The 25,760-nt window shown below is 71.2% G+C and carries 29 protein-coding genes; 17 read left to right on the plus strand and 12 right to left on the minus strand.

Translation table 11 applies throughout. The features are described 5' to 3' along the window. Nucleotide 1: 1 nt before the first annotated feature. Nucleotides 2–628 carry a hypothetical protein gene (locus EDF53_RS11060; protein ID WP_123293622.1) on the minus strand — a complete coding sequence of 209 codons (627 nt, stop codon included), beginning with the start codon at nt 626–628 and terminating at the stop codon, nt 2–4. Between the two features lie 3 nt (nt 629–631). Further along, nucleotides 632–1,324, minus strand: a complete 693-nt coding sequence (locus EDF53_RS11065) for a hypothetical protein (protein ID WP_123293623.1) — start codon at nt 1,322–1,324, stop codon at nt 632–634. A gap of 248 nt (nt 1,325–1,572) precedes the next feature. Here EDF53_RS11065 and EDF53_RS11070 point away from each other — a divergent pair, with 248 nt between their 5' ends. The 3 genes from EDF53_RS11070 to EDF53_RS11080 are packed head-to-tail and all read left to right on the plus strand — an operon-like array spanning nt 1,573 to nt 3,382. Then, the gene (locus tag EDF53_RS11070) at nt 1,573–1,998 is read left to right on the plus strand and encodes an organic hydroperoxide resistance protein (RefSeq protein WP_123293624.1); all 426 of its coding nucleotides are present in this window, start codon (nt 1,573–1,575) and stop codon (nt 1,996–1,998) included. A gap of 9 nt (nt 1,999–2,007) precedes the next feature. After that, nucleotides 2,008–2,394 carry a YchJ family protein gene (locus tag EDF53_RS11075; protein WP_123293625.1) on the plus strand — a complete coding sequence of 129 codons (387 nt, stop codon included), beginning with the start codon at nt 2,008–2,010 and terminating at the stop codon, nt 2,392–2,394. Nucleotides 2,395–2,428: 34 nt separating this feature from the next. Further along, nucleotides 2,429–3,382, plus strand: a complete 954-nt coding sequence (locus EDF53_RS11080) for an SDR family NAD(P)-dependent oxidoreductase (protein WP_123293626.1) — start codon at nt 2,429–2,431, stop codon at nt 3,380–3,382. A 26-nt stretch (nt 3,383–3,408) separates the two neighbouring features. Here the strand turns inward: EDF53_RS11080 and EDF53_RS11085 are convergent, their stop codons facing one another. After that, nucleotides 3,409–4,275: a shikimate dehydrogenase gene (locus tag EDF53_RS11085; protein WP_123293846.1), complete on the minus strand. Its 867-nt coding sequence runs from the start codon at nt 4,273–4,275 to the stop codon at nt 3,409–3,411. A 58-nt stretch (nt 4,276–4,333) separates the two neighbouring features. On the opposite strand from EDF53_RS11085, the gene EDF53_RS11090 reads away from it, so the two are divergent. Further along, nucleotides 4,334–5,341: an iron-siderophore ABC transporter substrate-binding protein gene (locus tag EDF53_RS11090; protein WP_123293627.1), complete on the plus strand. Its 1,008-nt coding sequence runs from the start codon at nt 4,334–4,336 to the stop codon at nt 5,339–5,341. Between the two features lie 110 nt (nt 5,342–5,451). Here EDF53_RS11090 and EDF53_RS11095 read toward each other — a convergent pair whose 3' ends face one another. Continuing rightward, nucleotides 5,452–5,856, minus strand: a complete 405-nt coding sequence (locus EDF53_RS11095) for a DUF1304 domain-containing protein (protein WP_123293628.1) — start codon at nt 5,854–5,856, stop codon at nt 5,452–5,454. A gap of 60 nt (nt 5,857–5,916) precedes the next feature. Here EDF53_RS11095 and EDF53_RS11100 point away from each other — a divergent pair, with 60 nt between their 5' ends. The 3 genes from EDF53_RS11100 to EDF53_RS11110 are packed head-to-tail and all read left to right on the plus strand — an operon-like array spanning nt 5,917 to nt 7,804. Then, nucleotides 5,917–6,252: a chorismate mutase gene (locus EDF53_RS11100; RefSeq protein WP_123293629.1), complete on the plus strand. Its 336-nt coding sequence runs from the start codon at nt 5,917–5,919 to the stop codon at nt 6,250–6,252. Continuing rightward, the gene (locus tag EDF53_RS11105; RefSeq protein ID WP_123293630.1) at nt 6,249–7,382 is read left to right on the plus strand and encodes a beta-propeller fold lactonase family protein; all 1,134 of its coding nucleotides are present in this window, start codon (nt 6,249–6,251) and stop codon (nt 7,380–7,382) included. Before EDF53_RS11100 ends, EDF53_RS11105 begins: the two co-directional genes overlap by 4 nt. 2 nt (nt 7,383–7,384) lie before the next feature. After that, nucleotides 7,385–7,804 (plus strand): GNAT family N-acetyltransferase, encoded by a 420-nt coding sequence (locus tag EDF53_RS11110; protein ID WP_123293631.1) that lies wholly within the window; start codon nt 7,385–7,387, stop codon nt 7,802–7,804. A 13-nt stretch (nt 7,805–7,817) separates the two neighbouring features. Here EDF53_RS11110 and EDF53_RS11115 read toward each other — a convergent pair whose 3' ends face one another. The 4 genes from EDF53_RS11115 to purS are packed head-to-tail and all read right to left on the minus strand — an operon-like array spanning nt 7,818 to nt 12,124. Then, nucleotides 7,818–8,738, minus strand: coding sequence for a 2-hydroxyacid dehydrogenase (locus tag EDF53_RS11115; protein ID WP_165901503.1), 921 nt, complete (start codon nt 8,736–8,738; stop codon nt 7,818–7,820). Nucleotides 8,739–8,754: 16 nt separating this feature from the next. Further along, nucleotides 8,755–11,136 carry a phosphoribosylformylglycinamidine synthase subunit PurL gene (purL, locus tag EDF53_RS11120; RefSeq protein WP_243692490.1) on the minus strand — a complete coding sequence of 794 codons (2,382 nt, stop codon included), beginning with the start codon at nt 11,134–11,136 and terminating at the stop codon, nt 8,755–8,757. A 35-nt stretch (nt 11,137–11,171) separates the two neighbouring features. Then, entirely contained in the window at nt 11,172–11,867 is a 696-nt protein-coding gene (purQ, locus tag EDF53_RS11125; protein WP_111085606.1) for a phosphoribosylformylglycinamidine synthase subunit PurQ, read from the minus strand. A gap of 5 nt (nt 11,868–11,872) precedes the next feature. Next, nucleotides 11,873–12,124 (minus strand): phosphoribosylformylglycinamidine synthase subunit PurS, encoded by a 252-nt coding sequence (gene purS, locus EDF53_RS11130; protein ID WP_017886272.1) that lies wholly within the window; start codon nt 12,122–12,124, stop codon nt 11,873–11,875. Between the two features lie 188 nt (nt 12,125–12,312). On the opposite strand from purS, the gene EDF53_RS11135 reads away from it, so the two are divergent. Both EDF53_RS11135 and EDF53_RS11140 read left to right on the plus strand, forming a co-directional pair. Beyond that, nucleotides 12,313–12,927, plus strand: coding sequence for a PadR family transcriptional regulator (locus EDF53_RS11135; protein ID WP_123293634.1), 615 nt, complete (start codon nt 12,313–12,315; stop codon nt 12,925–12,927). Beyond that, nucleotides 12,924–14,573, plus strand: coding sequence for a DHA2 family efflux MFS transporter permease subunit (locus EDF53_RS11140; RefSeq protein WP_123293635.1), 1,650 nt, complete (start codon nt 12,924–12,926; stop codon nt 14,571–14,573). Before EDF53_RS11135 ends, EDF53_RS11140 begins: the two co-directional genes overlap by 4 nt. Before the next feature lie 233 nt (nt 14,574–14,806). Here the strand turns inward: EDF53_RS11140 and EDF53_RS11145 are convergent, their stop codons facing one another. After that, nucleotides 14,807–15,625, minus strand: coding sequence for a cytochrome c oxidase assembly protein (locus EDF53_RS11145; protein WP_123293636.1), 819 nt, complete (start codon nt 15,623–15,625; stop codon nt 14,807–14,809). A gap of 148 nt (nt 15,626–15,773) precedes the next feature. After that, entirely contained in the window at nt 15,774–17,087 is a 1,314-nt protein-coding gene (locus EDF53_RS11150) for an acyltransferase (RefSeq protein WP_123293637.1), read from the minus strand. A 169-nt stretch (nt 17,088–17,256) separates the two neighbouring features. On the opposite strand from EDF53_RS11150, the gene EDF53_RS11155 reads away from it, so the two are divergent. Together EDF53_RS11155 and EDF53_RS11160 are read left to right on the plus strand one after the other, a co-directional pair. Further along, nucleotides 17,257–17,736 (plus strand): Fur family transcriptional regulator, encoded by a 480-nt coding sequence (locus EDF53_RS11155; protein ID WP_123293638.1) that lies wholly within the window; start codon nt 17,257–17,259, stop codon nt 17,734–17,736. A 50-nt stretch (nt 17,737–17,786) separates the two neighbouring features. Next, on the plus strand, nt 17,787–19,316 hold the full coding sequence (locus tag EDF53_RS11160) for a catalase (RefSeq protein ID WP_123293639.1): 1,530 nt from the start codon (nt 17,787–17,789) through the stop codon (nt 19,314–19,316). A 99-nt stretch (nt 19,317–19,415) separates the two neighbouring features. On the opposite strand, the gene EDF53_RS11165 is transcribed toward EDF53_RS11160, so the two are convergent. After that, nucleotides 19,416–19,982 carry a GNAT family N-acetyltransferase gene (locus EDF53_RS11165; RefSeq protein ID WP_159573594.1) on the minus strand — a complete coding sequence of 189 codons (567 nt, stop codon included), beginning with the start codon at nt 19,980–19,982 and terminating at the stop codon, nt 19,416–19,418. Between the two features lie 104 nt (nt 19,983–20,086). Here EDF53_RS11165 and EDF53_RS11170 point away from each other — a divergent pair, with 104 nt between their 5' ends. The 6 genes from EDF53_RS11170 to EDF53_RS11195 all read left to right on the plus strand — a co-directional run bounded on the left by EDF53_RS11170 (nt 20,087) and on the right by EDF53_RS11195 (nt 24,821). After that, complete coding sequence (locus EDF53_RS11170; protein WP_123293641.1) at nt 20,087–20,368, plus strand: hypothetical protein; 282 nt, start codon at nt 20,087–20,089, stop codon at nt 20,366–20,368. After that, entirely contained in the window at nt 20,369–20,974 is a 606-nt protein-coding gene (locus EDF53_RS11175) for a hypothetical protein (RefSeq protein ID WP_123293642.1), read from the plus strand. Continuing rightward, nucleotides 20,974–22,017 (plus strand): peptidoglycan-binding protein, encoded by a 1,044-nt coding sequence (locus EDF53_RS11180; RefSeq protein ID WP_123293643.1) that lies wholly within the window; start codon nt 20,974–20,976, stop codon nt 22,015–22,017. The genes EDF53_RS11175 and EDF53_RS11180 overlap by 1 nt, the downstream gene beginning before the upstream one ends. Continuing rightward, nucleotides 22,008–22,610, plus strand: a complete 603-nt coding sequence (locus EDF53_RS11185) for an ABC transporter ATP-binding protein (RefSeq protein ID WP_123293644.1) — start codon at nt 22,008–22,010, stop codon at nt 22,608–22,610. The genes EDF53_RS11180 and EDF53_RS11185 overlap by 10 nt, the downstream gene beginning before the upstream one ends. Next, nucleotides 22,607–23,698, plus strand: coding sequence for a hypothetical protein (locus tag EDF53_RS11190; RefSeq protein WP_148058330.1), 1,092 nt, complete (start codon nt 22,607–22,609; stop codon nt 23,696–23,698). The genes EDF53_RS11185 and EDF53_RS11190 overlap by 4 nt, the downstream gene beginning before the upstream one ends. A gap of 238 nt (nt 23,699–23,936) precedes the next feature. Then, complete coding sequence (locus EDF53_RS11195) at nt 23,937–24,821, plus strand: VOC family protein (RefSeq protein ID WP_123293646.1); 885 nt, start codon at nt 23,937–23,939, stop codon at nt 24,819–24,821. A 145-nt stretch (nt 24,822–24,966) separates the two neighbouring features. Here EDF53_RS11195 and EDF53_RS11200 read toward each other — a convergent pair whose 3' ends face one another. Next, complete coding sequence (locus EDF53_RS11200; RefSeq protein ID WP_123293647.1) at nt 24,967–25,752, minus strand: SDR family oxidoreductase; 786 nt, start codon at nt 25,750–25,752, stop codon at nt 24,967–24,969. Between the last annotated feature and the right edge of the window lie 8 nt (nt 25,753–25,760).

Here is a 25,760-nt window from a genome sequence, read left to right on the forward strand (position 1 = left end):
CTCACGAAGTCGGGCCGGCGGGGACCTCGAACGGCTCGGCGGCCTCGGCGGCGACCCGCGCGCGTTCGGAGCGGCCGAGGCGGACGACGTACTCGGGCAGCACGAGGACGTAGAGCGCGACGGACACCACGGGCCACCAGGGCGCGACGTCGAGCAACGGGCCAGCACCGACGGCGGCGACCCCTGCCCCCAGCAGCGGGGTGACGCGGGCGAGCGTGCCGATCAGGCCGCGGCGGAGCAGGACCGTGTCGGTGCGGACCGCCTCGCGGTCGTCTGGACGGACGGGGCGTGGCCGTCGCAGCAGGTACGGCTGCACCGAGGTCCGCACCGAGTTCTGCCACGAGGCCCGCACCTGCCGCCCGTTGATCGTCGCCGAGGGGTCCGGCGGGCGCCGCGTCGGGAAGCACGCGAACGTGAGCAGACCCACGCCGGCCGCCAGCAGCACGATGGCCGCCACGCTGCGGAGCGGAGGCTGTGCCGTCCAGCCGAGCCGGGCCTCCAGGGCGAGCATGCCGACCAACGCGACCACGGCCGCTGCGCCGGACCACGCTGCTGCGCGGCGGACACGACGTGGGTCCAGTACGTCGTCGACGTGCCGGAAGAAGATCCGCCAACCGAGTGCGAACACGGCTCAGTCGCCCGGCAGCGAGAGCTTGCTGCCCTTCGGGGTGCCGGGCCGGCCGCGGGCGGGCGGTGCCGGCGGGACGGGCGGGAGGGCCTCGGCCTCGACGCGCAGCTGCTCCTGACGGCCGAGGGTGCGGATCCCCATGACGCCCGTGCCGCTCGAGAAGACGAGCCACATGGACCACACACCGAGGAACACGATCATCCGGTCGCCGTCGACGGGGAACGTGAGGACGAAGACCACCGTGCCGAGGACGAGACCCACCCAGCTGACGAACTGCAGGAACGAACGGGTGGCGACGCGGACGATCTGGTCGCGGCTCTCCAGCAGGCCGTGGAGCACGGCATCGCGGTGCTGCGGGTCCACCGCCGGAGGGTTCCTGCCGTAGTACCGGGCGATGGCCTCTTGCGTGCGCCAGCCGATGCCCGGGATCGGTGGGACGGCCCATCCCTTCGGACCGACCGGCGTCAGCGATGCGCCGAAGCACCCGAAGCCGGCGGCCACCACGACCGCGACGACGACACCGGCGGGACCGGGAACGGGGTCGTCCAGGCGGTCCAGGAGCACGCCGACGAACAGCAGCACGACGAACGCGGTCGCCGCGACGATCGCGCCGACGACCACCATGCGTCGGCGGATGCGCTCACCGATGACCTCGGGCAGTCGCTCCCGGTACACCTGCCACCCGATCTTGAACACGTGTCATGTCTACCCGGGCGCGGGGCATTGTGGCGCGGGCGCTCGGGCGTTCGGTACTTCGTGAGCAGAAATGGTCGAGTGCGCTCGTGGGGCCCGACCATTTCTGCTCACGAAGTTCACGAAGTGCGCCGCGGGCACCCCGCGGCACGCGCGGACACGCCCGGCGGCGCGGGCACGCGCGGGCGCCCGGCCCCGGCGCCCCGGGCACGCGCAGCACACGTCCAGGTGGGCGCGATGACCTCGGCTCCATGAGTCTCGACATCGTCTACACCGCAGCCGCCCACGCCACCGGAGGCGGCCGCGACGGGCACGTCCGCAGCGAGGACGACCGGCTCGACCTGGACACCCGACCGCCGAAGGAGATGGGCGGCAGCGGCGAGGGCACCAACCCCGAGCAGCTGTTCGCCGCCGGGTACGCCGCGTGCTTCCTCGGTGCACTGCACGCCGCGGGCAAGGAACTCGACCTCGACACCACCGGCGCCGAGGTCTCCGCCGAGGTCGGCATCGGCGGCGCCGGCAACGGCACCTTCGGCCTGGCGGTCGAGCTCGACGTCTACGCACCCGCCGCCCCGCAGGAGCAGCGCCAGCGCCTGGCCGAGCGCGCGCACGAGATCTGCCCGTACTCGAACGCCACCCGCGGCAACATCACCGTCGCGCTGTCGATCGTCGACTAGCGTTCCGGCGTGGTCACCGACGAGACGCGCTGCCCCTGCCTGAGCGGCAATCCCTACGGCGAGTGCTGCGGCCCCCTGCACCGCGGAGCGGCCGCACCGACCGCGGAACGCCTGATGCGCTCACGCTTCAGCGCGTTCGCGCTGGGACTGCCGGAGTACCTGCTGCTCACCTGGCACCCGCGCACCCGACCGGCAGCCCTCGAGTTGGACGCGTCCCAGCGCTGGACCCGGTTGGACGTCCTGACGACGACCTCGGGAGGCCCGTTCGACTCCCAGGGCACGGTCGCGTTCCGCGCGTGGTGGCGTTCCGACGACGACCGCGGGACGCTCGAGGAGACGAGCGCGTTCGTCCGCGAGCAGGGACGATGGTTCTACGTGGACGGTGTCGTCGCCTGACGGCTCCGCACCACGCCAGCTGACAGGAGTCGACATGCCCGCACGCGACCTCGCCCGCTTCGGCGACCGGACCACGGCCGCCGAGGTCGTCGACGGCCTCGACCTGACAGGACGCACGGCGATCGTCACCGGCGCCGCGTCCGGCATCGGGGTGGAGACCGCCCGAGCACTCGCCGGAGCCGGGGCGCGCGTGACGCTCGCCGTGCGGGACGTCGACGCCGGCCGACGGGTCGCGGACGACATCGCCCGGTCGACGGGGACGGACGCACCGGCCGTCGTCGAACTGCACCTGGACCGCCCGGGCTCCGTCGAGGCGTTCACCGCAGCGTGGTCGGGGCCGCTCGACGTCCTCGTCGCCAACGCCGGGATCATGGACGCGCCCGAGTCGTACACGCCCGCCGGGTGGGAGTCGCAGTTCGCGACCAACCACCTCGGCCACTTCGCCCTCGCGCTCGGGCTGCACGACGCCCTGGCCGCTTCGGGTTCGGCCCGCATCGTCTCGGTGTCGTCGAGCGGTCACGGCGGTTCGCCCGTCGTGTTCGACGACCTGTTCTTCCGCCGGCGTCCCTACGAGCCCGGCCTCGCCTACGGCCAGTCGAAGACCGCCAACGTGCTGTTCGCCGTCGCTGCCGGCCGGCGGTGGGCCGCCGACGGCATCACCGCGAACGCCCTGATGCCCGGCGGGATCTGGACCGGGCTGCAGAAGCACTGGGACCCGGAGGTCCTCGCCGCCACGAAGATCGCCGCCGCCGACGCCGTGAAGACACCGGAGCAGGGAGCTGCGACCTCGGTCCTGCTCGCCACCGCACCGGAACTCGACGGCGTCACGGGCCGCTACTTCGAGGACTGCCACGAAGCCGCGGTGGTGGAGCGGATCGAGGACGGCCTGCACGGCGTGCTGCCCTGGGCGCTCGACCCGGACCAGGCCGACCGGTTGTGGGACGTGTCCGTCGCCCTGCTCGACGCCGAGGCGCGGTCCCGCGGCTGACCGCGGGTCGCCGGTGTCGTCGTCGGCTAGCTGCTGATGACGGCGGGCAGGCCGACAGCCGAGCGCATCGCACGACGGACGGCGGCCTCGTCGGGCAGCAGCTCGTCCTCGTCACCGGTCAGGAAGAAGCGGATCTGGCCGATGGCCTGTTCGGTGAGCATGTCGAGACCGTTCAGCACCCGGCCGCCCGCACCGGCCCAACGCGACGCGACGGCGGTCGGCCACGGTTCGTAGGCGACGTCGAACAGCACGGCGTCCGACCCCGACGGCACCAGCTCGAGCGGGTCGGCCGCGCCGCCGGGAAGCGTCGACAGGACGAACCCGTGGCGGGTGCCGGGCAGGTCGGTGAGCGGCAGGACCTCGAGCGAGACGCCGAGCCGCACAGCCAGCTCCACGAGCGAGCCAGCCTTCGCGGTGTCGCGCAGGAACACCCGCACGAGTGACGCCCCGAGCCGCACGGCTGCGGTCAGGGCGCTCGCCGCGGTCGCCCCGCCGCCGAGGATCGTGGCCTCGCCGGGAAGGTGCCCGAGGGCCTCGACCGGACGGACGAGCCCCTGGACGTCGGTGTTCGCGCCCGCGCGGACGATGCTGTCGCCCTCGTGGCGGAACGCCACCGTGTTGGCGACCCCGAGCTCGTCGACCAACGGGGTCGTGCGGTCGAGGAGCGGCAGCGCCTCGCGCTTGAGTGGCATCGTGAGACTCAGCCCGCGCCATCCGCGACCCAGCCCCGCGACGAACGCGTCGAGCCCGCCGGACGCGACCTCGTGCCTCCCGTACGACCACCCCAACCCGAGCGTGTCGTAGGCCGCTTCGTGGAGCGTGGGGGAGAGCGAATGCGCGATGGGGGAGCCGAGCACCGCGAGGCGCGTGCGGTCTGGATCTGGGACGGCCACGATCACCCAGCCTATCCAGCTGATTTCCTGTACGCCCCGTTAGGTTAGGCTACCCTTCGTGATCCGATCATCCCTTCGTCTCCGACGTGTCCTCGCCGCTGCGGGTGCCGTCGCCGCAGCCTCCCTTGTCCTCGCCGGCTGTGCCTCGGGCTCCGGCTCGTCCACCGACACGGCTTCGTCCGGCTCGTCCGACGGGGCCTTCCCGGTGTCCATCACGACCGGCCTCGGCACCACGACGATCGACTCGCAGCCGAAGCGCGTCGTCGCCCTCGGCTGGGGTGACGCCGAGACCGCGCTCGAGCTCGGCGTGCAGCCGGTCGGCGCGAGCGACTGGCTCGCCTTCGGTGGCGACGGCGTCGGACCGTGGCTCAAGGACGCGTACACGAAGTCGCCGAAGATCATCCAGACGCTCGAGCCGAGCTACGAGGACATCCTCAAGCTCAACCCGGACCTGATCCTCGACGTGAAGTCGTCTGGTGACAAGGACCGCTACGACAAGCTGTCCGCGATCGCGCCGACCGTCGCGATCCCGAAGGGCGGCGAGAACTACCTCGCCTCGACCGAGCAGCAGACCACGATGATCGCGAAGGCGCTCGGCAAGGAGTCCGAGGGCAAGAAGCTGCTCTCCGACCTCGACGATGCCTACGCCACGGCGCGCAAGGCCCACCCGGACTTCGAGGGCAAGACCGCCGTCGTCGGTGCGTACAGCTCCGAGGGCTTCGGCGCGTACGCCTCCACCGACAGCCGCTCGTCGTTCATGAAGAACCTCGGGTTCACGATCCCGTCGGCCATCGACAAGGAAGCCGGCAAGGCGTTCTCCGTCACGCTGTCCGACGAGAACCTCGACCTGCTCGACGCCGACCTGACGCTGGTCCTGCCGATCTACGTCGACGCGTCGAAGGCCGAGGCCGACCCGCTGTTCCAGAAGGTGCCGTCGGTCGAGGCCGGTCACTACATCGTCTTCGACGACAAGGACGTGTCGTCGGCGTTCTCGATGGGCACCACCGCTGCGATCGAGTGGGCGCTCGACAAGCTGCCGGCCCAGTTCGAGGACAAGCTCGGCTGACCTGGCCGGGCCTGGCCTTTTCTCACCCGCAAAAGCGACAGGGTGCCGCCGAACTTCGGTGGCACCCTGTCGCTTTTGCGTGGCGGGGCTGACGATCTGGTCGAGACGGCTCAGACGGGGAAGCTCGAGCCGAGCAGCGCGAAGAGCAGCGCGATCAGCGGGAGCGTGCCCTGCTTGAACGCGGAGTTGACGTACTTGCGGCCGGAGCCGACCAGGATCACCGCGGCGCCGAGCATGCTCGCGGTCGAGAACACGACGAGGGTCCAGCCGGTCGCGGTGTTGCCCGCCAGCACCAGCACGACACCAAGGATCGCGCCGATCGCCAGGAACAGGTTGTAGAACCCCTGGTTGAACGCGAGGGAGCGGGTCGCGTCGGCCTCGGTCTCGGTCGCGATGCCGAACACCTTGCGGGCGCGTGGACTCGTCCAGATGATGGATTCGAGGAACCAGATGTACACGTGGACGAGGCCAGCGAGGACCGCACACACGCCCGAGATCACGAGCAAGACCGACATGTGCTCATTCTCGCAGGCGTCGGCGGGGTTCGGCTGCGCGTCCGCCAGTAGGCTCGGGGCATGAGCGACGACGTCACCCCGCCCGAGCCCGAAGCGACGGCCGAAGCGACGGCTGTCGCCGAACTCCGGAGCATCCGGCAGAGCATCGACAACATCGACGCCGCCGTCATCCACATGCTCGCCGAGCGCTTCAAGTACACCCAGCGAGTGGGGCACCTGAAGGCCGAATCGGGCATGCCCGCCGCCGACCCGGACCGGGAACAGATCCAGGTCGCACGGCTCCGGAGTCTCGCCGCCGAGGCGCACCTCGACCCCGCGTTCGCCGAGAAGTTCCTCAACTTCATCGTCGCCGAGGTCATCCACCACCACGAGCGCATCGCCGGGCGCGACGAATGAGCGTCGACCTGCCGACCCTGCTCGTCGGTTCCTACACCGCCACCGGCGGCGGGAACGCGACCGGCATCTCCCTGGTCGACGGCGGCGCTGCCCGCGCGGGCGCTCGTACGGTCGCGGTCGCTCGTGCCGACGCGGTCGCTCGTACCGTCGCGGTGCTCGACGATCCCTCGTTCCTCGCCGTGTCGGGCGACCGTGTCTACGCCGTGTCCGAGACGAACGACGGCGGCGTCTCCGCCTTCCGGATGCAGAACGGCGCGCTCGAACACCTGTGGGACGCCTCCGCCGGCGGTGACGCCCCGTGCCACCTGCGGGTCGACCCGTCCGGGGCGCTCATCGTCACCAACTACGTCTCCGGCACCGTCACCGCCGTGTCCCTGGCGGCGGCCGAGTCGTTCTCCGCCTCGGTCCTCGCGAGCGACGGCGTCGTCCTGCCCGCAGACGGCGTGCACGGCCGAACCGACCGGCTCGCCGTCCCCGCCTCGGCCATCGCCGTCGCGACCCTGCCCGCCGCCACCGGCCCGGTGCAGGACCGGCAGGATGCGCCGCACGCGCACCAGTCCGTCGCGACGCCGGACGGCACGGTGCTCGTCGCCGACCTCGGTGGCGACGCGCTGCACGAGTTCCGCGTGACCGTGTCGGCCGACGGCGTCCCCACGCTCGAGGCGCTGGGCGTGCACCACGTGGCGCCCGGCGTCGGCCCACGGCACCTGGCCTGGTACGCAGGCGACCTGTTCGTCGCCGGTGAGCTCGACGGCGCGGTCCACCGACTCCGCCGCGACGAGTCCGGCTCGCTCGTGACGATCGCCTCAACCCCGACGTTCGAGGGTGCGGTGGGGGAGTCGCTCCTCAGCCACATCGAGGTCGACGACGCCGGACTCGTCACCGTCGCCGTCCGTGGCCGCGACCTGATCGTGGTGCTCGACGCTGCCGACGACGGGCTCGCGCTCGTCGGGTCCGCGTCGTGCGGGGGAGCCTGGCCGCGGCACTTCGCCCGGGTGCCGGGGTACGTGCTCGTCGCCAACGAGCGGTCGGACGCCATCGCCGTGCTGCCGATCGGTGCCGACGGTGTGCCGGGCGAGGCCGTGGAGCAGATCGCCGTCGGGACCCCGACGTGCATCGTCCCGCTCTGACCGTGACCGAGGTCGACCCGTACACCCTGGTCGTCGGGGCACCGCCGCTGGCGGACTACCTGCGTCTGCGCCAGGACTCCGGACTCTCACCGAAGAACGCCGAGCAGGGCGCCGGGGCAATCGCCGGCAGTTGGTCGGCGTGCCACGTCGTGGACGCCGGCGGCACACCGGTGGCAATGGGCCGGACGATCGGCGACGGCGGGTGGTACTTCCACATCGCCGACATCGCCACCGATCCCGACCACCAGCGCCGTGGGCTCGGACGCCGTGTGGTCGAGTGGCTGCTCGAGGACGTCCGCGACCGAGCACCCGCCGGGGCCTACGTCACGCTCGTCGGGGATCCGCCCGGTCAGCGGCTGTACCGATCGCTCGGGTTCGACGACGTCGCGCCGAGTCTCGGCATGGCACTCCGACTGGACTGACGCCGACAGGTCGCTAGCGCTCGATCAGGTTCTCGAACGGGCGACCCTCGGCCAGCGCGGCGACCTGCCGACGCATCAGCTCGATCGACCGCGGGACGCTCAGGTCGGTGTTGCCCCCGACGTGCGGCGTGAGGACCGTGTTCGGCGTCGTCCACAGCGGGTGGCCGTCTGGCAGGGGCTCGGGGTCGGTGACGTCGAGCGCCGCGAACAGCCGCTCGGACTGCAGCTCCGCCACCAGCGCATCGGTGTCGACGACCTTGCCACGGGCGACGTTCACCACCAGGGCGCCGTCGGGCAGCGCGGCCAGCAGCTCGGCGTCGACCAGCCGTTCGGTCTCGTCCGTCAGCGGCGCGATGAGCACGAGGACGTCCGTCGTCGGTGCCAGCTCGGGCAGCTCGCCGAACGCGTGCACGTGGCGACCGTCCTGGTCGCGAGCGGTGCGGGCCACCACGGTGACCTCGGTGCGGAACGCCTCGAACCGGGTGGCGATCGCCGACCCGATCGCGCCGTAGCCGACGACCGTGACCCGGCGGTCGGCCAGGGAACGGGTCTTCCGGGCGTCCCAGACACCGTTGGCGCGATCGGCCTGGAATGCTCCGAGCTCACGCAGCGAGGTCAGCGCCAGGCCGACGGCGAGCTCGGCGGTCTCGTCGTCGTGGATCCCCCGACCGTTCGCCAGCTGGGCGTGACCGGGCACGTGCGGCACCGCGTGCTCGTAGCCGGCGCTCGGCAGCTGCAGGAGCTCGAGCGCCGGCAGGTCGTGCACGAACTGCCAGCGGTGCCGTCCACCGAAGTAGAACGGCAGGAACGTTATGGCGACGTCGTCCGGGCGACCGTACGGCGCCTCGACGTCCCACACGTCCAGCTCGATGCCGTCCGGCACGGGGCCGAACCGGTCGACGAGCTCCGCGAAGGGCAGGGTGACGATGGGCACGCGGTGTCCGCCGGGCCTAGGAGTCCGTGCGCGGCGAGAACGCACCGTCGGAGTCGAGTGGCCCGCGGCCGACGTACCCCTCGGTGACGTCCTCGACGATCACGTCGCCGAAGCGGGCCGGCAGCGTCGCGTTGTGCGTGCCGCGGAGCTCGTCGAGCGTCGCAGTGAACGCACCCTGGACCTCGAGCGCGTTCGACGTGGCGTCGGTCACGCCGATGCGCAGGACCGGGAAGCCCCGACCGGCGCACAGGCCCTGGAAGCGGACGTCGTCCTCGCGCCGGACGGTCACGATGACGCGACCGGTCGACTCGGAGAACAGCGCGGTCGCCGTGTCGACGCCGTCGCGGGACTCGAGCTCGTCGAGGACCACGCGGGCGCCGAGGCCGAAGCGGAGCACCGACTCGGCGAGCGACTGGCCGAGGCCACCGTCCGCCAGGTCGTGCGCACTCGTCAGCAGCTGCTCGCCGCTCGCTGCGAAGAGCAGCTCGGCGAGCTCCTTCTCGCGACCGAGGTCCACCGCCGGCGGACGACCGCCGAGGTGTCCGTGCACCGTGCCGGCCCAGGCCGACCCGTCGAGCTCGAGGCTCGTGGTGCCGAGCAGGTAGATGTTGTGGCCGTCGTCCTGCCAGCCCGACGGGACGCGCTTGGCGACGTCGTCGATGACACCGAGCACACCGACGACCGGGGTCGGGTGGATCGGGGTCGAGCCGGTCTGGTTGTAGAACGACACGTTGCCGCCGGTGACCGGGATGCCGAGCTCCATGCAGCCGTCGGCCAGTCCCTCGACCGCCTCGGAGAACTGCCACATGACCTCGGGGTTCTCGGGGGAGCCGAAGTTCAGGCAGTCGGTGACCGCAGCGGGGACGGCACCGGTCACGGCGACGTTCCGGTACGCCTCGGCCAGGGCCAGACGCGCGCCCTGCTTCGGGTCGAGCTGGCAGTAGCGGCCGTTGGCGTCGGTGGCGATCGCGACGCCGAGACCCGTTTCCTCGTCGACGCGGATCATGCCGCCGTCGTCGGGGAACGACAGGGCCGTGTTGCCGAGCACGTAGGTGTCGTACTGGTTCGTGACCCAGTTCTTCGACGCCAGGTTCGGCGAACCGAGCAGGCTGAGGAACTGCGCCTTGAGCGCGGGGCCGTCGGCCGGACGGTCGAGCGACGCCGCGGTGTCGGCCTGCAGCGCGTCGATCCAGGTCGGGTAGGCGACCGGGCGGTCGTAGACCGGGCCGTCGACGGCGACGGTGCGCGGGTCGACGTTGACGATCTCCTGGCCCTGCCAGTCGATGACGAGACGGCCGGTGCCGGTGACCTCGCCCAGGACGCTGGTCTCGACCTCCCACTTGCCGACCACGGCGAGGAACTCGTCGAGCTTGTCGGGGCGGACGACCGCCATCATGCGCTCCTGGCTCTCCGACATCAGGATCTCTTCGGCCGTGAGCGTGGGGTCCCGCAGCAGGACGTCGTCGAGCGAGATGTGCATGCCGCCGTCGCCGTTGCTCGCGAGCTCGGACGTGGCGCAGGAGATGCCCGCGGCGCCGAGGTCCTGGATGCCCTCGACCAGTTCCTTCTGGAACAGCTCGAGGCAGCACTCGATCAGGACCTTCTCGGCGAAGGGGTCGCCGACCTGGACGGCGGGACGCTTGGTCGGGCCGCCCTCGGTGAAGGTGTCGGACGCCAGGATCGACGCGCCACCGATGCCGTCGCCACCGGTGCGGGCACCGAACAGCACGACCTTGTTGCCGGCTCCGGACGCGTTCGCCAGGTGCAGGTCCTCGTGCCGCAGGACGCCGACCGCGAGGGCGTTGACGAGCGGGTTGCCCTGGTACACCGGGTCGAAGTAGGTCTCGCCGCCGATGTTCGGCAGGCCGAGGCAGTTGCCGTAGAACGAGATGCCACCGACGACGCCGTGCACGACGCGTGCGGTGTCCTCGTGGTCGATCGCGCCGAAGCGGAGCTGGTCCATCACGGCGACCGGGCGGGCACCCATCGAGATGATGTCGCGGACGATGCCGCCGACACCGGTCGCGGCGCCCTGGTACGGCTCGACGTAGGACGGGTGGTTGTGCGACTCGACCTTGAAGGTCACCGCCCAGCCGTTGCCGACGTCGACGACACCGGCGTTCTCGCCCATGCCGACCATCAGGTTCTTCGTCATCTCCGGCGTGACCTTCTTGCCGAACTGACGGAGGTAGTTCTTCGAGGACTTGTAGGAGCAGTGCTCGGACCACATGACGGAGTACATCGCCAGCTCACCCGAGGTGGGGCGGCGGCCGAGGATCTCCTTGATGCGGGCGTACTCGTCCGGCTTCAGGCCGAGCGCGTCGTACGGCTGGTCCTTGTCGGGAGTCGCCGCGGCATCCTGCACGGTGTCGGGCTTCGGGCGCACGTAAGTCGTCACGGTGTTGTCGTTCCCTGTCACTGGAGTCGCGGCCGTCACTTGACGAGCGTCGACTCGATCACGGAGGTGAAGAAGGTGAGGCCGTCCGTGCCGGAGGCCATGGCAGCGGCGGTGTCCGGGCCGAAGCCGGGCTCGGTCGCGTGCTCGGGGTGCGGCATCAGGCCCACGACGTTGCCGCGCTCGTTCGAGACGCCGGCGATGTCGTCGATCGACCCGTTCGGGTTCACGCCGACGTAGCGGAACACGACCTGGCCGTTGTCCTCGATGCGCTTGATCTCGTCGGCGTCGGCGACGAACCGGCCGTCGGCGTTCTTGAGCGGGATCGTGATCTCCTGCTGCGCGGTGAACCCGGAGGTCCAGGCGGTCGAGGTGGTCTCGACGCGGAGCTTCTGGTCGCGGCGGATGAACTGCTGGTGCGCGTTGCGGGTGTGGGCCCCGGGGACCAGGCGGGCCTCGGCCAGCATCTGGAAACCGTTGCAGATGCCGAGCACGGGCATGCCCTTGCCGGCGGCGTCGATGACCTCGGCCATGATCGGCGCCTTCGCGGCGATCGCTCCGGCGCGCAGGTAGTCGCCGTACGAGAACCCGCCGGGCAGCACGATGGCGTCGACGCCCTGCAGGTCGTGGTCGCCGTGCCAGAGGGCGACGGGGTCGGCACCGGCGAGACGGACCGCGCGCTGGGCGTCACGGTCGTCGAGGGAGCCGGGGAAGGTGATGACGCCGATGCGCATCCGGGTCACTGACCTTCGACGGTCACGGAGACGACGTCCTCGATGACCGCGTTCGAGAAGACGTCGGCGGCGATGTCGCGGACCTCGGCCAGCTTGGCGTCGTCGACGGGGCCGTCGACGGTCACCTCGAAGCGCTTGCCGATGCGGACGTTGGTCAGGTCGGCCTTGCCCAGACGGGCGAGGGCGTTGCCCACCGCCTTGCCCTGGGGGTCGAGGATCTCAGCCTTGGGCATGACCTCGACGACGATCGTTGGCACGTGTTCTCTCCAGCGCTTCAGGGGTGGGGGACGCGACCAGTCTACGGGGCGCGCGCGACACGCCGGGACGGATCCGGGCCTCCTGTGGAGAACGTGCTGTGCGTTTGCTCACCTGTGTTCGACTCCGTATATTCGAAGTCGAATAGTCCAGTCGGAAGACTGCCGCATCGATCCGTCAGGAGGCCCGCATGGCGTCGCTCACGCCCCTCGCGTTCGCCGCGCTCGACCTGCTGAACGAGGCACCGATGCACCCGTACGAGATGTTCCAGACGATGGTCCACCGGCAGGAGGAGCGGAACGTCAAGGTCCGCCCGGGCACCCTGTACCACCAGGTCGGCCGCCTCGCCGAGCTCGGGTTCGCCGAGGTCGTGGGCACCGACCGCGACGGCAACCGGCCGGAACGCACCACCTACACGATCACCGACGCCGGTCGCGCAGCGCTCGCGTACGGCCTCCGCCGCATGGTGGCGGAGCCCGCGGACGAGTACCCGGAGTTCCACCTGGCCCTCTCCGTGCTCGAGAACCTGCCGCACACCGAGGCGGTCGATGCCGTCCGGGCCCGGATCGTCGCACTCGAACAGGAGCGCGACGACTACGACCAGGCACTCCAGCGCGTGCAGGCCAAGCAGCTGACCGAGCGGTACTGGCTCGACGTGTCGTACGTCCGTGCGATGCTCGCCGCGCAGATCGAGTGGCTCAGCACCACCGTCGACCGCATCGCCAGCGGCGACCTCCCGTGGGACGGCCCGGCCGTCCCCACAGACACTGACTTCCCCACGAACAGCAAGGACACCACTCGATGACCACCGTCACGCCTCCGCGGACGACCGAGAAGAAGCCGTGGCCCGCCCTCTGGGCGCTCGTCGTCGGCTTCTTCATGATCCTCGTCGACTCGACCATCGTGTCGGTCGCCACCCCCACCATCGCCCAGAAGCTCGACGCGGACATCAACTCCGTGATCTGGGTGACGAGCGCGTACCTGCTCGCCTACGCGGTGCCGCTGCTCATCACCGGCCGCCTCGGTGACCGCTTCGGCCCGAAGGTCATGTACCAGATCGGCCTCGTGGTGTTCACGCTCGCCAGCCTCTGGTGCGGTCTGGCCGGCTCGATCGAGATGCTCATCGTGGCCCGCGTCGTGCAGGGCCTCGGCGCCGCGATGATGAGCCCGCAGACGATGTCCGTCATCACGCGCATCTTCCCGCCGCAGAACCGCGGTGCCGCGATGGGTCTCTGGGGCGCCGTCGCCGGTGTCGCCTCGCTCGTCGGCCCGATCGTCGGTGGCCTGCTCGTCGACGGCTTCGGCTGGGAGTGGATCTTCTTCGTGAACGTCCCCGTCGGTGTCGTGGCATTCGTGCTCGCGCAGCGCTTCGTGCCGTCGTTCGACCGCCACGGGCACCGCTTCGACTACCTCGGCATCTTCCTGTCCGCAGCGGGCCTGTTCCTGCTCGTCTTCGGCATCCAGGAAGGCGAGACCTACGACTGGGGCACCATCGCCGGACCGATCTCGGTGTGGTCGCTCATCATCGTCGGGCTCGTGGTGCTCGCCGGGTTCGTCGTCTGGCAGGGCGTGCAGAAGGGCGAGCCGCTGCTGCCTCTCGGCCTGTTCAAGGACCGCAACTTCACCCTGGCCAACGTCGCCATCACGGCCGTCGGTGTCGCGATCGCCTCGTTCGCGCTGCCGATCATGCTCTGGGCGCAGGACGTCCTGCGGTTCTCGCCGACCCAGGCTGCACTGCTCCTCGTGCCGCAGGCCGTGCTGTCCGCCGGCCTCGCACCGCTCGTCGGCAAGAACCTCAACCGGTGGAACCCGCGCTGGGTCGCCGCGTTCGGCCTCGCGTGCTTCTCGGCCGGGCTGTTCTGGTTCGGAGCCCTGCTGTCGTCGAGTGCCGACTGGGGATGGGTGCTCCTGCCGAGCGCGCTCCTCGGCATCGCCAACGCCTGCATGTGGGGTCCGCTGTCCGTCTCGGCGACGCGCAACCTGCCGCCGAAGCTGGCCGGTGCCGGCTCGGGCGTCTACAACACCACGCGCCAGATCGGTGCCGTGCTCGGTTCGGCCGGCATCGCGGCGCTGATGGAGGCCCGGATCACCGCGAACTTCCCGGCCTCGACCGGTGGGACCTCCGCCGGTGGTGCCGAGCAGCAGGTCGGCGGGCTGCCCGGGTTCCTGCTCGAGCCGTTCTCGCGGGCCATGGGTGAGTCGCTGTTCCTTCCGGCGATCGTGCTCATCGCGGCGATCGTGGCGGCGCTGTTCCTGGCGAAGCCGAAGCAGACCGTCGCCTGGCAGCAGACCGGTGGCGTGACCGCGCAGCCCGACGCGGAGGGCACTGCGCCGGCCGAGGGCGACGCGAAGCCGACCGAGCACGGCGTGCACGCTGCGGCCGCTGCTCCGGCGACGGCCGAGGCCGAGCTCGCCGCCATCGACCACCACGGCAAGCACGCCGACGCCTGACCCGCGCCGACCACCCGGGCCCCGGGCTGCTCCCACGAGCGGCCCGGGGCCCGCGTGTAGCCGGGGTCCCGGCGCAGTCGTTGCGGCCGCGGGGGTGCGACACCGTCGACGTCGTACGACAACGGGTTCGTCGCAGTCCCGCGTCTGCAACAGTTGCGGCCGCGGGGGTGCGACACCCTCGACGTCGTACGACATCGAGGTCGTCGTTCCGGGTCGGCGCCCCGCCCGCGCGCTCAACCCCGGCGCTGCAGGTGCTCCCGCGTCAACTCGTCGATCTGCTCGTCGGTCAGGGCGTCGACGGCGTGGGCCTCGCGGCGATCGGTCCGCTGCCACCGGATGAACAGCGAGATGAGCACGGGGATGTCCGCCACCTCGGCGATGAACCACAGCAGGTCGCCCGCCAGGTGCTGGTCGCGCAGCGGGGACGGGAACCACGGCTGCCCCACGGCCTGCACCACCGACCCGTCGAGCACGTGGTTCGTGATCCGGAGCACGATGCCCGGTACCGCGTCGATCATCAGCTCCACGAAGGCGAGCAGGAACTCCGCGGTGACGAACGTCGACGACCGCAGCACCCCGGGTTCCGACAGCGGAGCGAGCAACCCGAACCCGAGCATCGGGACCGTCACCGTGATCACGACGGACCAGACGGACGATTCGCGCAGGGTCGCCGCGAACAGTGTCAGCAACAGGCCGAACAGGACGAGGGCGACGAGCGGCGCGACGATCGCGTTGCCGAGCAGGCGCACTGGACGCGACCGCATGGCGGCGTCGGCGGCGTGCGTGAGGCGATCCGGGCCTCCTGTCCGGAGCAACGAGACGGGCGCACCGAGCGCGGCGAAGGTGGGGACCGCGAAGAAGAGCAGGGCGGACCGCAGCACGAACGCCCACCGCAGCTGCTGGTCGTACACGCCGACGATGCCGAACTGCAGGATCCCGAACAGCACCAGTGCGGCGACGAACGCGAGGGTGCGCCACCAGGGCCAGCGTGCGCCGCGACGTGCGGCAGCGACGACCCACCAGCCGTAGGCGACCGCGGCGACGGCGATCATCACCGCGGACAGGGGATCGAACCGCCAGGTGCTCCAGAACTCGGGTGTCGACGGCGTCGGGTGCCTCCAGGGGATCGGCCTGCCGCCATCCTCTGCCCGGCGCGTGTGCCGGTGCAGGCCCGGGTGGCCCCGAACGGTGAGAACCGTTTCAGATCCGGGTGACGCCCCGGGCGGGCGTGGTCCGCGAGAGCAACCACACCCCGATCGGCACGGCCACGGCGCCGATGACCGCGACCCCGAACGACAGGTGCAGCTGCATCACCAGGAACGCCGGACCGATCGTGCAGAGCGCAGCGACAGCGACGACCGGCCAGGACGGGCGGTCGGCCGGGGGCAGCAGCCGGGGGAGCGGGCGGTCGAACCAACGGAGCGCGCGAGCAACCCCGAGCGCGACGGCGAGCACCGCGACCAGCGCGATCAGCCGGGACGCCCACCACCCGCCCGAGCCCGGCGACGGGAACGGCACCCCGACCAGCAGGGCGACCCCGTTCAGCGCGATGAAGAGCGGCAAGTGCCAGAGGTAGATGGTCATGCCGTCGCGGCCGAGGACGAACACGGCTCCGAGTGCGGCCCTGGTGCGCATCAGGCGACTGAGCGGGGCGTGCACGAGCTGGACCAGGCAGGCCTGCGCGATCGCGAGGAACGCCAGCGGGAGCATCGGCGGGTTGAGGTCCTGCAGCATGTCCGGTGCCCACAAGCCGATCGAGGTCATCGGGACGAGCAGGGCGTAGGCGACGACCGCCACCGCGAGCAGGAGCGCCTTCGACCGCCGTGCGAACCACCCGTCGGCCCAGAGGAACCCGAGCTGCTGCGCGAAGAGCCACACCGGCCCGAGGTTGAGCAGTCCGACCTCGGCGACCCCGGTGGCCAGGCGGATCGCGTCGACCGCTCCGGCGAGCAGCAGCAGGACGCCGAGGGCGGCCCATGGTGCCCGCTCGTGCAGGTGCATCATCAGCGGCACGCAGCACTGCGTGATGCCGTACGCGGCGAGGAACCAGAGCGGTGAGCCGATGCCGAACGCGACCTCGGCGAGGAGGTCCGGCGGGGTGCCGACGGCCGTGGCCACACCGAGCCCGAGCGCGAGGAACACGAACAGCGGGACCGCTGGCCGGAACAGGCGCACGAGGCGGGTGGCCAGGTAGTCGCGAGCAGGGCTCGGCGCACCGCGGGCGACGGTGCTGCGCCAGCCGACTGCGCTCGCGAAGCCGCCGACCACGAAGAAGAGGGGCATCACCTGCCCGACCCAGGTGGCGGCGACGTACCACGGGAGTTCCTGCAGGGGGCTCGTCACCCGGACCCCCTGGTCGTCGGCGGCGACGCCGACCATCGTGACGTGCACGATGACGACGAGGACGACGCAGGCCGTCCGGATGAGGTCGACGACCAGGTCCCGCTTCGCGATGATCCCCCGGACGTCCGGTGCGCTGTTCGCCTGTTCAGACAGGCCGTGGCTCGTGGACATGTCGGGACGTTAGCGTGCAGACCGATCGTTCCAGGGTCCCTCCAGGTGATCGCCGCCAGATCGTGACACGTCGCATACCGGTCGCGGAATGTGTTCCGACGGGTACGCGCCACGACGGCTCGTGTACAGTGGCCGTGTTGTCTTGATTCTTGCAAAAGAAAGGCTCAGCATGGACGCCGACGCCGATCTGCTCCGCACCTCGGGCCTCCGGGTCACGACGCCGCGACTCGCGGTGCTGCGGGCCACCGAATCGATGCCGCACGCCACCGCCGACGACATCGTCACGGCGCTCACGGCGGAACTCCCGACGACCAGCCACCAGGCCGTGTACGGCGTGCTCGCTGCGCTGACCGGCGTCGGCCTCGTCCGACGCATCGAGCCGGCCGGCAGCCCCGCTCGGTACGAGCGACGCACCGGGGACAACCACCACCACATCGTCTGCACCCTGTGCGGCGCGATCGAGGACGTCGACTGTGCCGTCGGGCACTCGCCCTGCCTGACCCCGTCGGACGCGCACGGCTTCGCCGTCACCACCGCCGAGGTCACCTACTGGGGCATCTGCGAGCGGTGCGCCGCGGCCGAGCGCGACGACGCGGGCGATGACGCAGCCGGCGACGCAGCCGCGCCCGACGCCCCGCGCGTCCCCTGAACCACCCGAGCACCCCTGACCGAACCAACCGTTTCACCCAAGGAGGAACCGTGTCCGACCAGAACACGACGCCCGGCCAGCCGGCCGGCACCCCCACCACGACCACCAACTCCGGCGCTCCCGTCTCGAGCGACGAGCACTCGATGGGCGTCGGGGCCGACGGCCCCCTCGCGCTGCACGACCACTACCTGGTCGAGAAGCTCGCCCAGTTCAACCGCGAGCGTGTGCCGGAGCGGGTCGTCCACGCGAAGGGCGGCGGCGCCTTCGGTACCTTCACCGTCACGCAGGACGTCAGCAAGTACACCCGCGCCGCATTCCTGCAGCCGGGCCAGCAGACCGAGATGCTCACGCGCTTCTCGTCCGTCGCCGGTGAGCAGGGTTCGCCCGACACGTGGCGCGACCCCCGCGGTTTCGCGCTGAAGTTCTACACGTCCGAGGGCAACTACGACCTCGTCGGCAACAACACCCCCGTCTTCTTCATCCGCGACGGCATCAAGTTCCCGGACTTCATCCGCTCGCAGAAGCGCCTGCCCGGCTCGCACCTGCGCGACCACGACATGCAGTGGGACTTCTGGACCCTGTCGCCCGAGTCGGCGCACCAGGTCACGTGGCTGATGGGCGACCGCGGCCTGCCCGCGTCGTGGCGCGAGATGGACGGCTTCGGCTCGCACACCTACCAGTGGATCAACGCCGAGGGCGAGCGCTTCTGGGTGAAGTACCACTTCATCACCGAGCAGGGCCACAAGACCCTGACGCAGGAGGACGCCGACCGCATCGCCGGCGAGGACGCAGACTTCCACATCCGTGACCTGCACGCCGCGATCGAGCGTGGCGACTTCCCGCGCTGGACCCTCAAGGTGCAGGTCATGCCCTACGAGGACGCCGCGACCTACCGCTTCAACCCGTTCGACCTGACGAAGGTGTGGCCGCACGCGGACTACCCGCTCATCGAGGTCGGCACGATGGAGCTCAACCGCAACCCGGAGAACTACTTCGCCGAGATCGAGCAGGCGACGTTCGCCCCGTCGAACTTCGTGCCCGGCATCGCGGCGAGCCCCGACAAGATGCTCCTGGCGCGCATCTTCAGCTACGCGGACGCCCACCGCTACCGCGTCGGCACCAACCACGCGCAGCTGCCGGTGAACGCCCCGAAGAACGAGGTGCACTCGTACTCGAAGGACGGCGCGATGCGCTTCGACTTCCAGAAGTCCGAGGTGCCCGTGTACGCGCCGAACTCGCTCGGCGGCGCACACGCCGACCCGACCGCGACCGACGACGTGCCCGGTTGGGAGTCGGACGGTGCGCTGCAGCGTTCCGCCGCGACCCTGCACCCGGAGGACGACGACTTCGGCCAGGCCGGCACGCTCGTCCGAGAGGTCCTCGACGACGCCGCCCGTGAGCGCCTGGTCGGCAACATCGCCGGTCACGTCTCGAAGGTGACGCGCGACGACCTGCGCGAGCGCGTGTTCGCGTACTGGACGAACGTTGACGCCGACCTCGGTGCGCGCGTGCGCGCCGCGGTCGTGCCGAGCGCGCCGGGTTCGAACGAGGACCCGGAGACCGTGGCGGTCGAGGCGTAGTCCGGTGGACGCGGGGGCGTGAGCCCCGGTCCACCACCTGACGGACGGGAGGCACGGTGCCAGCTGGCACCGTGCCTCCCGTCCGTCTGTCGTTGCGTTCTAGACCTCTTGCCCGTTCAGCCAGATCGGGCCGGCCGGCCAGTCCTCCAGGGCTGCGGCCACCGGCCGCACCATCCAGCCGCCCTGCTCGGTGTTCGTGATGCCAGCGCCCTCGGCGGTGAACGCCGAGAAGGTGCCGACGACCTCGGGGAACTCGTGCCAGCCGAGCTTCGCGTAGAAGGGGATGCGGTTCTCGCCCGCGCCGAGGAAGCCGTACGGCACCGCGAGCCCGTCGAGCACGGCGTGCGTGCGCTCCATGAGTTCCCGGCCCTTGCCCGATCCCTGGAGCCTGGGCGACACGGCGACGAGGCCGGTGTCTCCGACCAGGACATCGCGCCCGCCGACCGTGATGAACATGCGGCGGATCCCGACGTGCGCCAGGACGACGCCGTCTTGGTCACGGGCGAGGACCCGGCGTTCGGGCTGCATGCCGGACCAGCTGCGGCCGCCCACGTACCAGTGGGACCAGTCCGGGAACGCCTGCGCGAGCAGTGCTGCGATCGCTTCGTGGTCCGGGAGCGAGAGGGAGCTCTCCTCGACCACCTCCCACCGGATGTCATCAGTCACGCGTCCATCCTGCACGGATGTGGTGGGTGTCGTTGCGTTCTCGTACTGACCGGTAATACGTTAACGGTGACATCAGGGTGATGTCGCGATGAAAGGGGAGATCGATGTCGATCAAGAACGTCGTGCTGGGTGCGGTCGTGCTGGGGAGTGTCGTGGGCGGCGGGATCGCGGTCGACACCGTGACGGCGCCGGAGGCGAGTGCTGCCTGCTACGGGTCTGTCTCGATCTGGAAGGGCAAGAACAACTCTTGCTCGAGCGCGCGGCACTGGGACGCCATCAAGAACAAGGATCCGCGGTACGGCAAGTGGGTCACCCGAGGGAACTGGTCGCAGCAGACCGCATGTTGGGCGAACGTCGTGTCGTACGGCATGACCGCGCGCAGCTGAGTGTCCGGCGGGACGAGTGGCCGCGGCGCACTGTGCGTCGCGGTCGCTCTCACTCTTGGTGCGTCTGGCTGTAGTGGTGCGGGAGAAGCGGGCTACTCACCGACTCCTTCCATCTCAGAAGGCCCGTGGGCGACCGAATTTGCGTCCGCATTCGACGACAGCGAGTCTGCGTACGAACGCGGGGTACTCAGTGACGGTCGCGTCACGACCCAGGAGCTCGAGGACGCTCACGCGAAGGTCGACACGTGCCTCCGCGATTCGGAGCTCACGATCTCCTACTTCGCGGACGGCGGGTTCGAAGTGGGAAGCACGGTGGGCAAGTCGCCGAGCAACGACATCGGGAGGACCAACAAGATCCTCGAAGCGTGCGAGTCGAAGTTCGACCAGAGCATCACGTTCCTGTTCGAGGAGACGCGCAGGAACCCCCGCAAGCTGGATGACGCGAAGATCACCGTTCCGTGTCTGCGGAAGGCCGGTCTCGTCGGACCTGACTACTCCGAGGAACAGTGGCGGAAGGACCAAGACGCCGACGCCTTCCCGTTCGACTCGATGGGCGAGCAAGCGAAGCAGTGCGCCCTTGATCCCCTCGGGCTCTGGCGGCAGTGATGCGCTTCCCGTCTGCCGCGCTCCTGGCGCTCGGGGCGATGGTGGTCGCGGCTTCGACGGCCGCCGCAATCGTGGTCGCTGTGCCGGCCGAGGTCCCGGCTGCACTCCGGACGGCGGCCCCCGCGAGCACCGTCCGGGCGACCGAGCGCACCGATGCCGATGAACGACAGGTGCAGCTCGCACTCGACACCGGTGCCCCACGGGCGGTCGTGACGTCGCGGACCGGCACGGTGACGACGTCGACGTGCTCGACCGGGGTACCCGTGCGGAGTGGGGACGTCCTCGCGCGGGTCGACGGGCGTCCGGTGATCGCGCTCGCCAGTGACGAGCCGCTGTGGCGCGACCTCGAGCTCGGCGACCGCGGGGCCGACGTCACGGGGTTGCAGCGGGAACTCACGCGCCTCGGTGCCGGACTGAGCATCGACGGCGTCCTCGGCCCGGGCACGCTCCGCGCTGCGCAGCAGTTCCTGGTCGACCGAGGCGTCGACCGCGACGACCTGCCCGACGGCGTCGTGCCGTGGGACCCGTTCGCATGGGTGCCAGCCGCCGAGAACGCCGTCCTGGCGTGCGTGGCCGTCGTCGGGGCAGCGGTCGGCGCCGACGGTGTCCTCGTCGAACTCCCGGCCGAACTCCGCGGTGCGCGCATCGAGGCGCTCCCGGTCGATCCTGCGCCGGGGGAGCGCGTGCTGCGGATCGGGAACGCCGACGTCCCGATCGACGCCGCCGGGGTGGTCTCGTCGCCGACGGCCCTCTCCACGATCACCGCCCTGCCGGAGTACGCGGCGACGGTCGCTTCGACCGACGGCACACCGACGGTGGCCGCGATGTGGACGCTCAGTCGCCCGCGGACCGTCCAGGTGGTGCCACCGACGGCTCTCTGGGACCTCGAGGGTGACCGGGCGTGCGTGCAACCGACGACGGGGCGGTCACTCCGGGTCGAGGTCCTCGGGTCGGAACTCGGGCAGTCGTTCGTCCGGGTGCCCGGCGGACGAACGCTCGACCGGATCCGTGCCGCGCCGGACGGGTCCAGCTCGTGTCGGTGACGCTCGAGGGCGTCGGACATGTCTGGCCGAACGGCACCGTGCTGTTCGACCGCGTCGACCGCGCCTTCGCCGAGGGGAGTGTGACCGCGGTCGTCGGGCCGAGTGGTTCTGGCAAGTCCACGCTGCTCGCGATCCTCGCCGGGATGCTCCGTCCGACGCGCGGTGCCGCCGTCCGTCCGCCGGGCTGTCGGCCGCTCTGGGTCTTCCAGAACCCGTACGGGGTGGCCCGCCGCCGCGTGCTCGACCACGTCGCGCTGCCGTTCGTCGCCCAGGGCGCGGATCGTCGGACCGCGGACGTCCGGGCGCTCGAGGTCCTCGAGCGCTTCGGGCTCGGCTCGCGGGCGCACGCGCGGTTCGCCGAGCTGTCCGGTGGCGAGGCGCAACGCCTGATGCTCGCGCGCGCGATCGCGAGTGCGCCGGGTCTGATGCTGGTCGACGAGCCGACGGCGCAACTCGACCGGGCGAGCGCGATCGAGGTGAACCGTGGGATCGGTGCGCTCGCCGCGTCGGGGACGGTCGTCGTCGTCGCCACGCACGACGACGCGACCCGTGACGCCTGCGACGGAGTGCTCGACCTCGGGCGGTACCGATGAGCCCCCGCCGGATGCAGGTGACCGAGGTCTGGCGGGAGGCGTGGCGTGACATCGCCTCCGGAGCTTCGTGGGCAGCCGTGACCGCTGTCGTCCTCGCGGTGCTGCTCAGCGGTGTCGTGGGTATGCGCGCAGCTGCGGTCGCCGGTGACGTCCGGGCGGCTGCGGTGTTCGTCGCGAGCGGTGCGGCGACGACCGTCCAGCGGGCCGAGGGTCGGATCGACGGCCGCGTGTGCGATGCCCTCGCGGATGCCGAAGGGGTCATCGCGTCTGGCGCGTTCCGTCGCCTCGACGCCGGGGTCGTCCCCGCCGCGCTGCCGGGCTCGGCGATCCCGAGCTACGAGGTGACCGCCGGGGTGCGTGGCCTGCTCGGCGGCTCCGCTGCCGATGGGGCCGCGGGAGTGATCATCTCGCCCACGGTGCACGAGACCCTGGGGCTTGCTGCCGGCGATCGCCTCGTGACGGTGGGCGGCGCGGGCACCGGGGTCGCCGGTGTGTACGACTACCCCGACGACGGCCGGGACCCCGACCTGGAGTACGCGGTCCTCGCGCCGACGGTGGACGACGGGTCGCCGTTCGACGCCTGCTGGGCGACGGTGTGGCCGCAGCGCGACGACACGGTCTCGATGCTCCGGCGCACCGTCCTGCCAGCGAGCGGGGCCGAGGGCGAAGACCGACCGACCGCCGGGCAGCTCAACCCGACCCTGGGCGCGGTCTTCACCCCCGCGGCGCGGCAGCCAGTGCTCGTCCCGTTCGGTGCAGCGGCCCTCGTGGGGCTGACGATCGGCGCGGCAGCGGTCGCACGGCGCCGGCTCGCCCTGGCCTCCGACCGGCACGTCGGGGTGCCGCGGAGCGCGCAGGTCCTCGGCATCGTCCTGCAGCACTTGGTCTGGGGATCGGTCGGGGCCCTGGTCGCGACGAGCGTCGCGGTGGTGTCGGTGCGTGGACTCGACGTCGACGACGCACTGCCGATCGTGCGCGAGGCGATCGCGATCGCGTCCCTCGGGCTCGTGGGCGCGCTGCTCGGCGGGGCGCTCGCCGCGGCCGCGATCCGCGAGCGCGCGCTGCACCGCTACTTCCGCTCCCGCTGACCGCAGCCGGCGGGGCGGACGCGCACCGGGCCTCCCGTCGCCTGCGCGCCCCGTCCGCTGCGCGCCCCGTCCGCTGCGCGCCCCGTTCGCCAAAGCGACAGATTGCCGCGAACTGTTCACGGAGATCTGTCGCTTTGGCGGGTACCTCGCACCGGGATGGCGTGGATCTGTCGCTCTTGCGCAGGCGACCGACGCCCATTTGGTTGACGCGTCAACCAAATGGGGGCACACTGGTGCCATGCACACGCAGGACCTCCTCGCCGCCGACACCGGGATGGGTGCCGTCACCCTCCGCGTCGCGAACCTCGACCGGATGATCGGTTACTACCGCGATGGCGTCCAGCTCTCGCTGCTCTCGAACGAGGGCGGTGTCGCCGTGCTGGGACGACCGGGCGCCGGTGGCCTGGCGGTCCCGATCGTGATCCTCGAGCACGCGCCGTCGATGCAGCACGCCGGCCCGCACGACGCCGGCCTGTTCCACACCGCGATCCTGTTCGACACGAGGGCCGACCTGGCTGCCGCGCTGTACTCGGTGGCGACGAAGTTCCCGCAGACCTTCACCGGCAGCGCCGACCACCTGGTGAGCAACGCGTTCTACTTCACCGATCCCGAGGGCAACGGCGTCGAGCTGTACTGGGACCGCGACCGCACGGAGTGGTCGTGGACGCACGGCATGGTCGACATGGACACGAAGTACGTCGACCCGAACGCGTTCCTGCAGGAGCACCTGACGTCCGACGCGGTGGAGTCCGCGCCGAACGCGCCGGGTCGGGTCGGCCACGTGCACCTGTCGGTCGGCGACGTCGCCAGCGCGAAGGACTTCTACGTCGACAAGCTCGGCTTCGCGACGACGGCCGGGTGGGGCGAGGCCCTGTTCGTCAGCGCCGGCGGCTACCACCACCACATGGCGATGAACACCTGGAACTCCCGCGGGGCCGGGCGCCGTCAGCTCGCGCTCGGGCTGGGGCTCGTGCGGATCGAGGTGCCCGGGTCGGACGACCTCGGTGCCCTCGTCGCACGCATGCACGACACCGGGGTGCAGACCGCCGACGACGGCCGGACGGTCGCCTTCGAGGACCCGTGGGCGAACCGCATCGAGGTGACCGCGCCCGGTCGCGGCTGACGCGGTTCGCCGCAGGGCAGAGACTCGGGCTGCGCGACACTTCTCGCGCCCGCAGGCACGAGAAGTGTCGCTGACCCCGAGACTCGGCGCCGGCCGTCGGCCGCCGACTGCCGGCCGCCCGGCCGTCTGGCTGCCGCCGCCCGGGTCACGCGCGGTTCGAGATCCCGCCGTCCGACGTCAGCAGCTGCCCGTTCACCCAGCGCCCCTGCTCCGAGCAGAGGAACCCGACGAGCGCAGCGGTGTCCGACGGTCGTCCGAGCCGGCCGAGCGGCGTGCCCTCGACCGCCCAGCGCTTGACGTCGTCGGACATCCAGCCGGTGTCGTTCGGGCCGGGGTTCACCACGTTCGCACTGACGCCGAGGCTGCCGAGCTCCTTCGCGGCACCGAACACGAGACGGTCGAGCGCCCCCTTCGACGCCCCGTAGGGCAGGTTGTACGCGATGTGGTCGCTCGTCAGCGCGACGATCCGCCGGCGGTCCCGCGGTGCGGCGTCGCCAGCACGTTCGAGTGCGGCCGCGTACGCCTGCACGAGCAGGAACGGCGCGCGGGCGTTGACCGCGAAGTGCCGGTCCCACGACTCGACCGTCGTGGTCCGGACGTCCGAGTCGACCGATTCGCAGTGCGACATCACCAGGGCGGTGACGGGTGCGCCTGCCTCGGTCTCGGCGCGGCCGACCAGGGCGGCCGCCTGGTCCGGGTCCTCCAGGTCGACCGGGAGGCGCGTCACGCGTGCACCCACCGACTCGCACTCCTGCACGACGGACTCGACCCCGTCGGGATCCGCCCCACCGCTCACGCGGTCGTCGTACGGGCCCCACCACGAGATAGCCAGGTCCCAGCCGTCGGTCGCCAGACGGATGGCGAGCGCCGCGCCGATGCCGGCTCTGCGGCCCACGCCGGTCACCAGGGCGAGTGGTCGTGCGGACGTCATACGGGCCT

Source organism: Curtobacterium sp. PhB78 (assembly GCF_003751685.1).
Lineage (GTDB): Bacteria > Actinomycetota > Actinomycetes > Actinomycetales > Microbacteriaceae > Curtobacterium.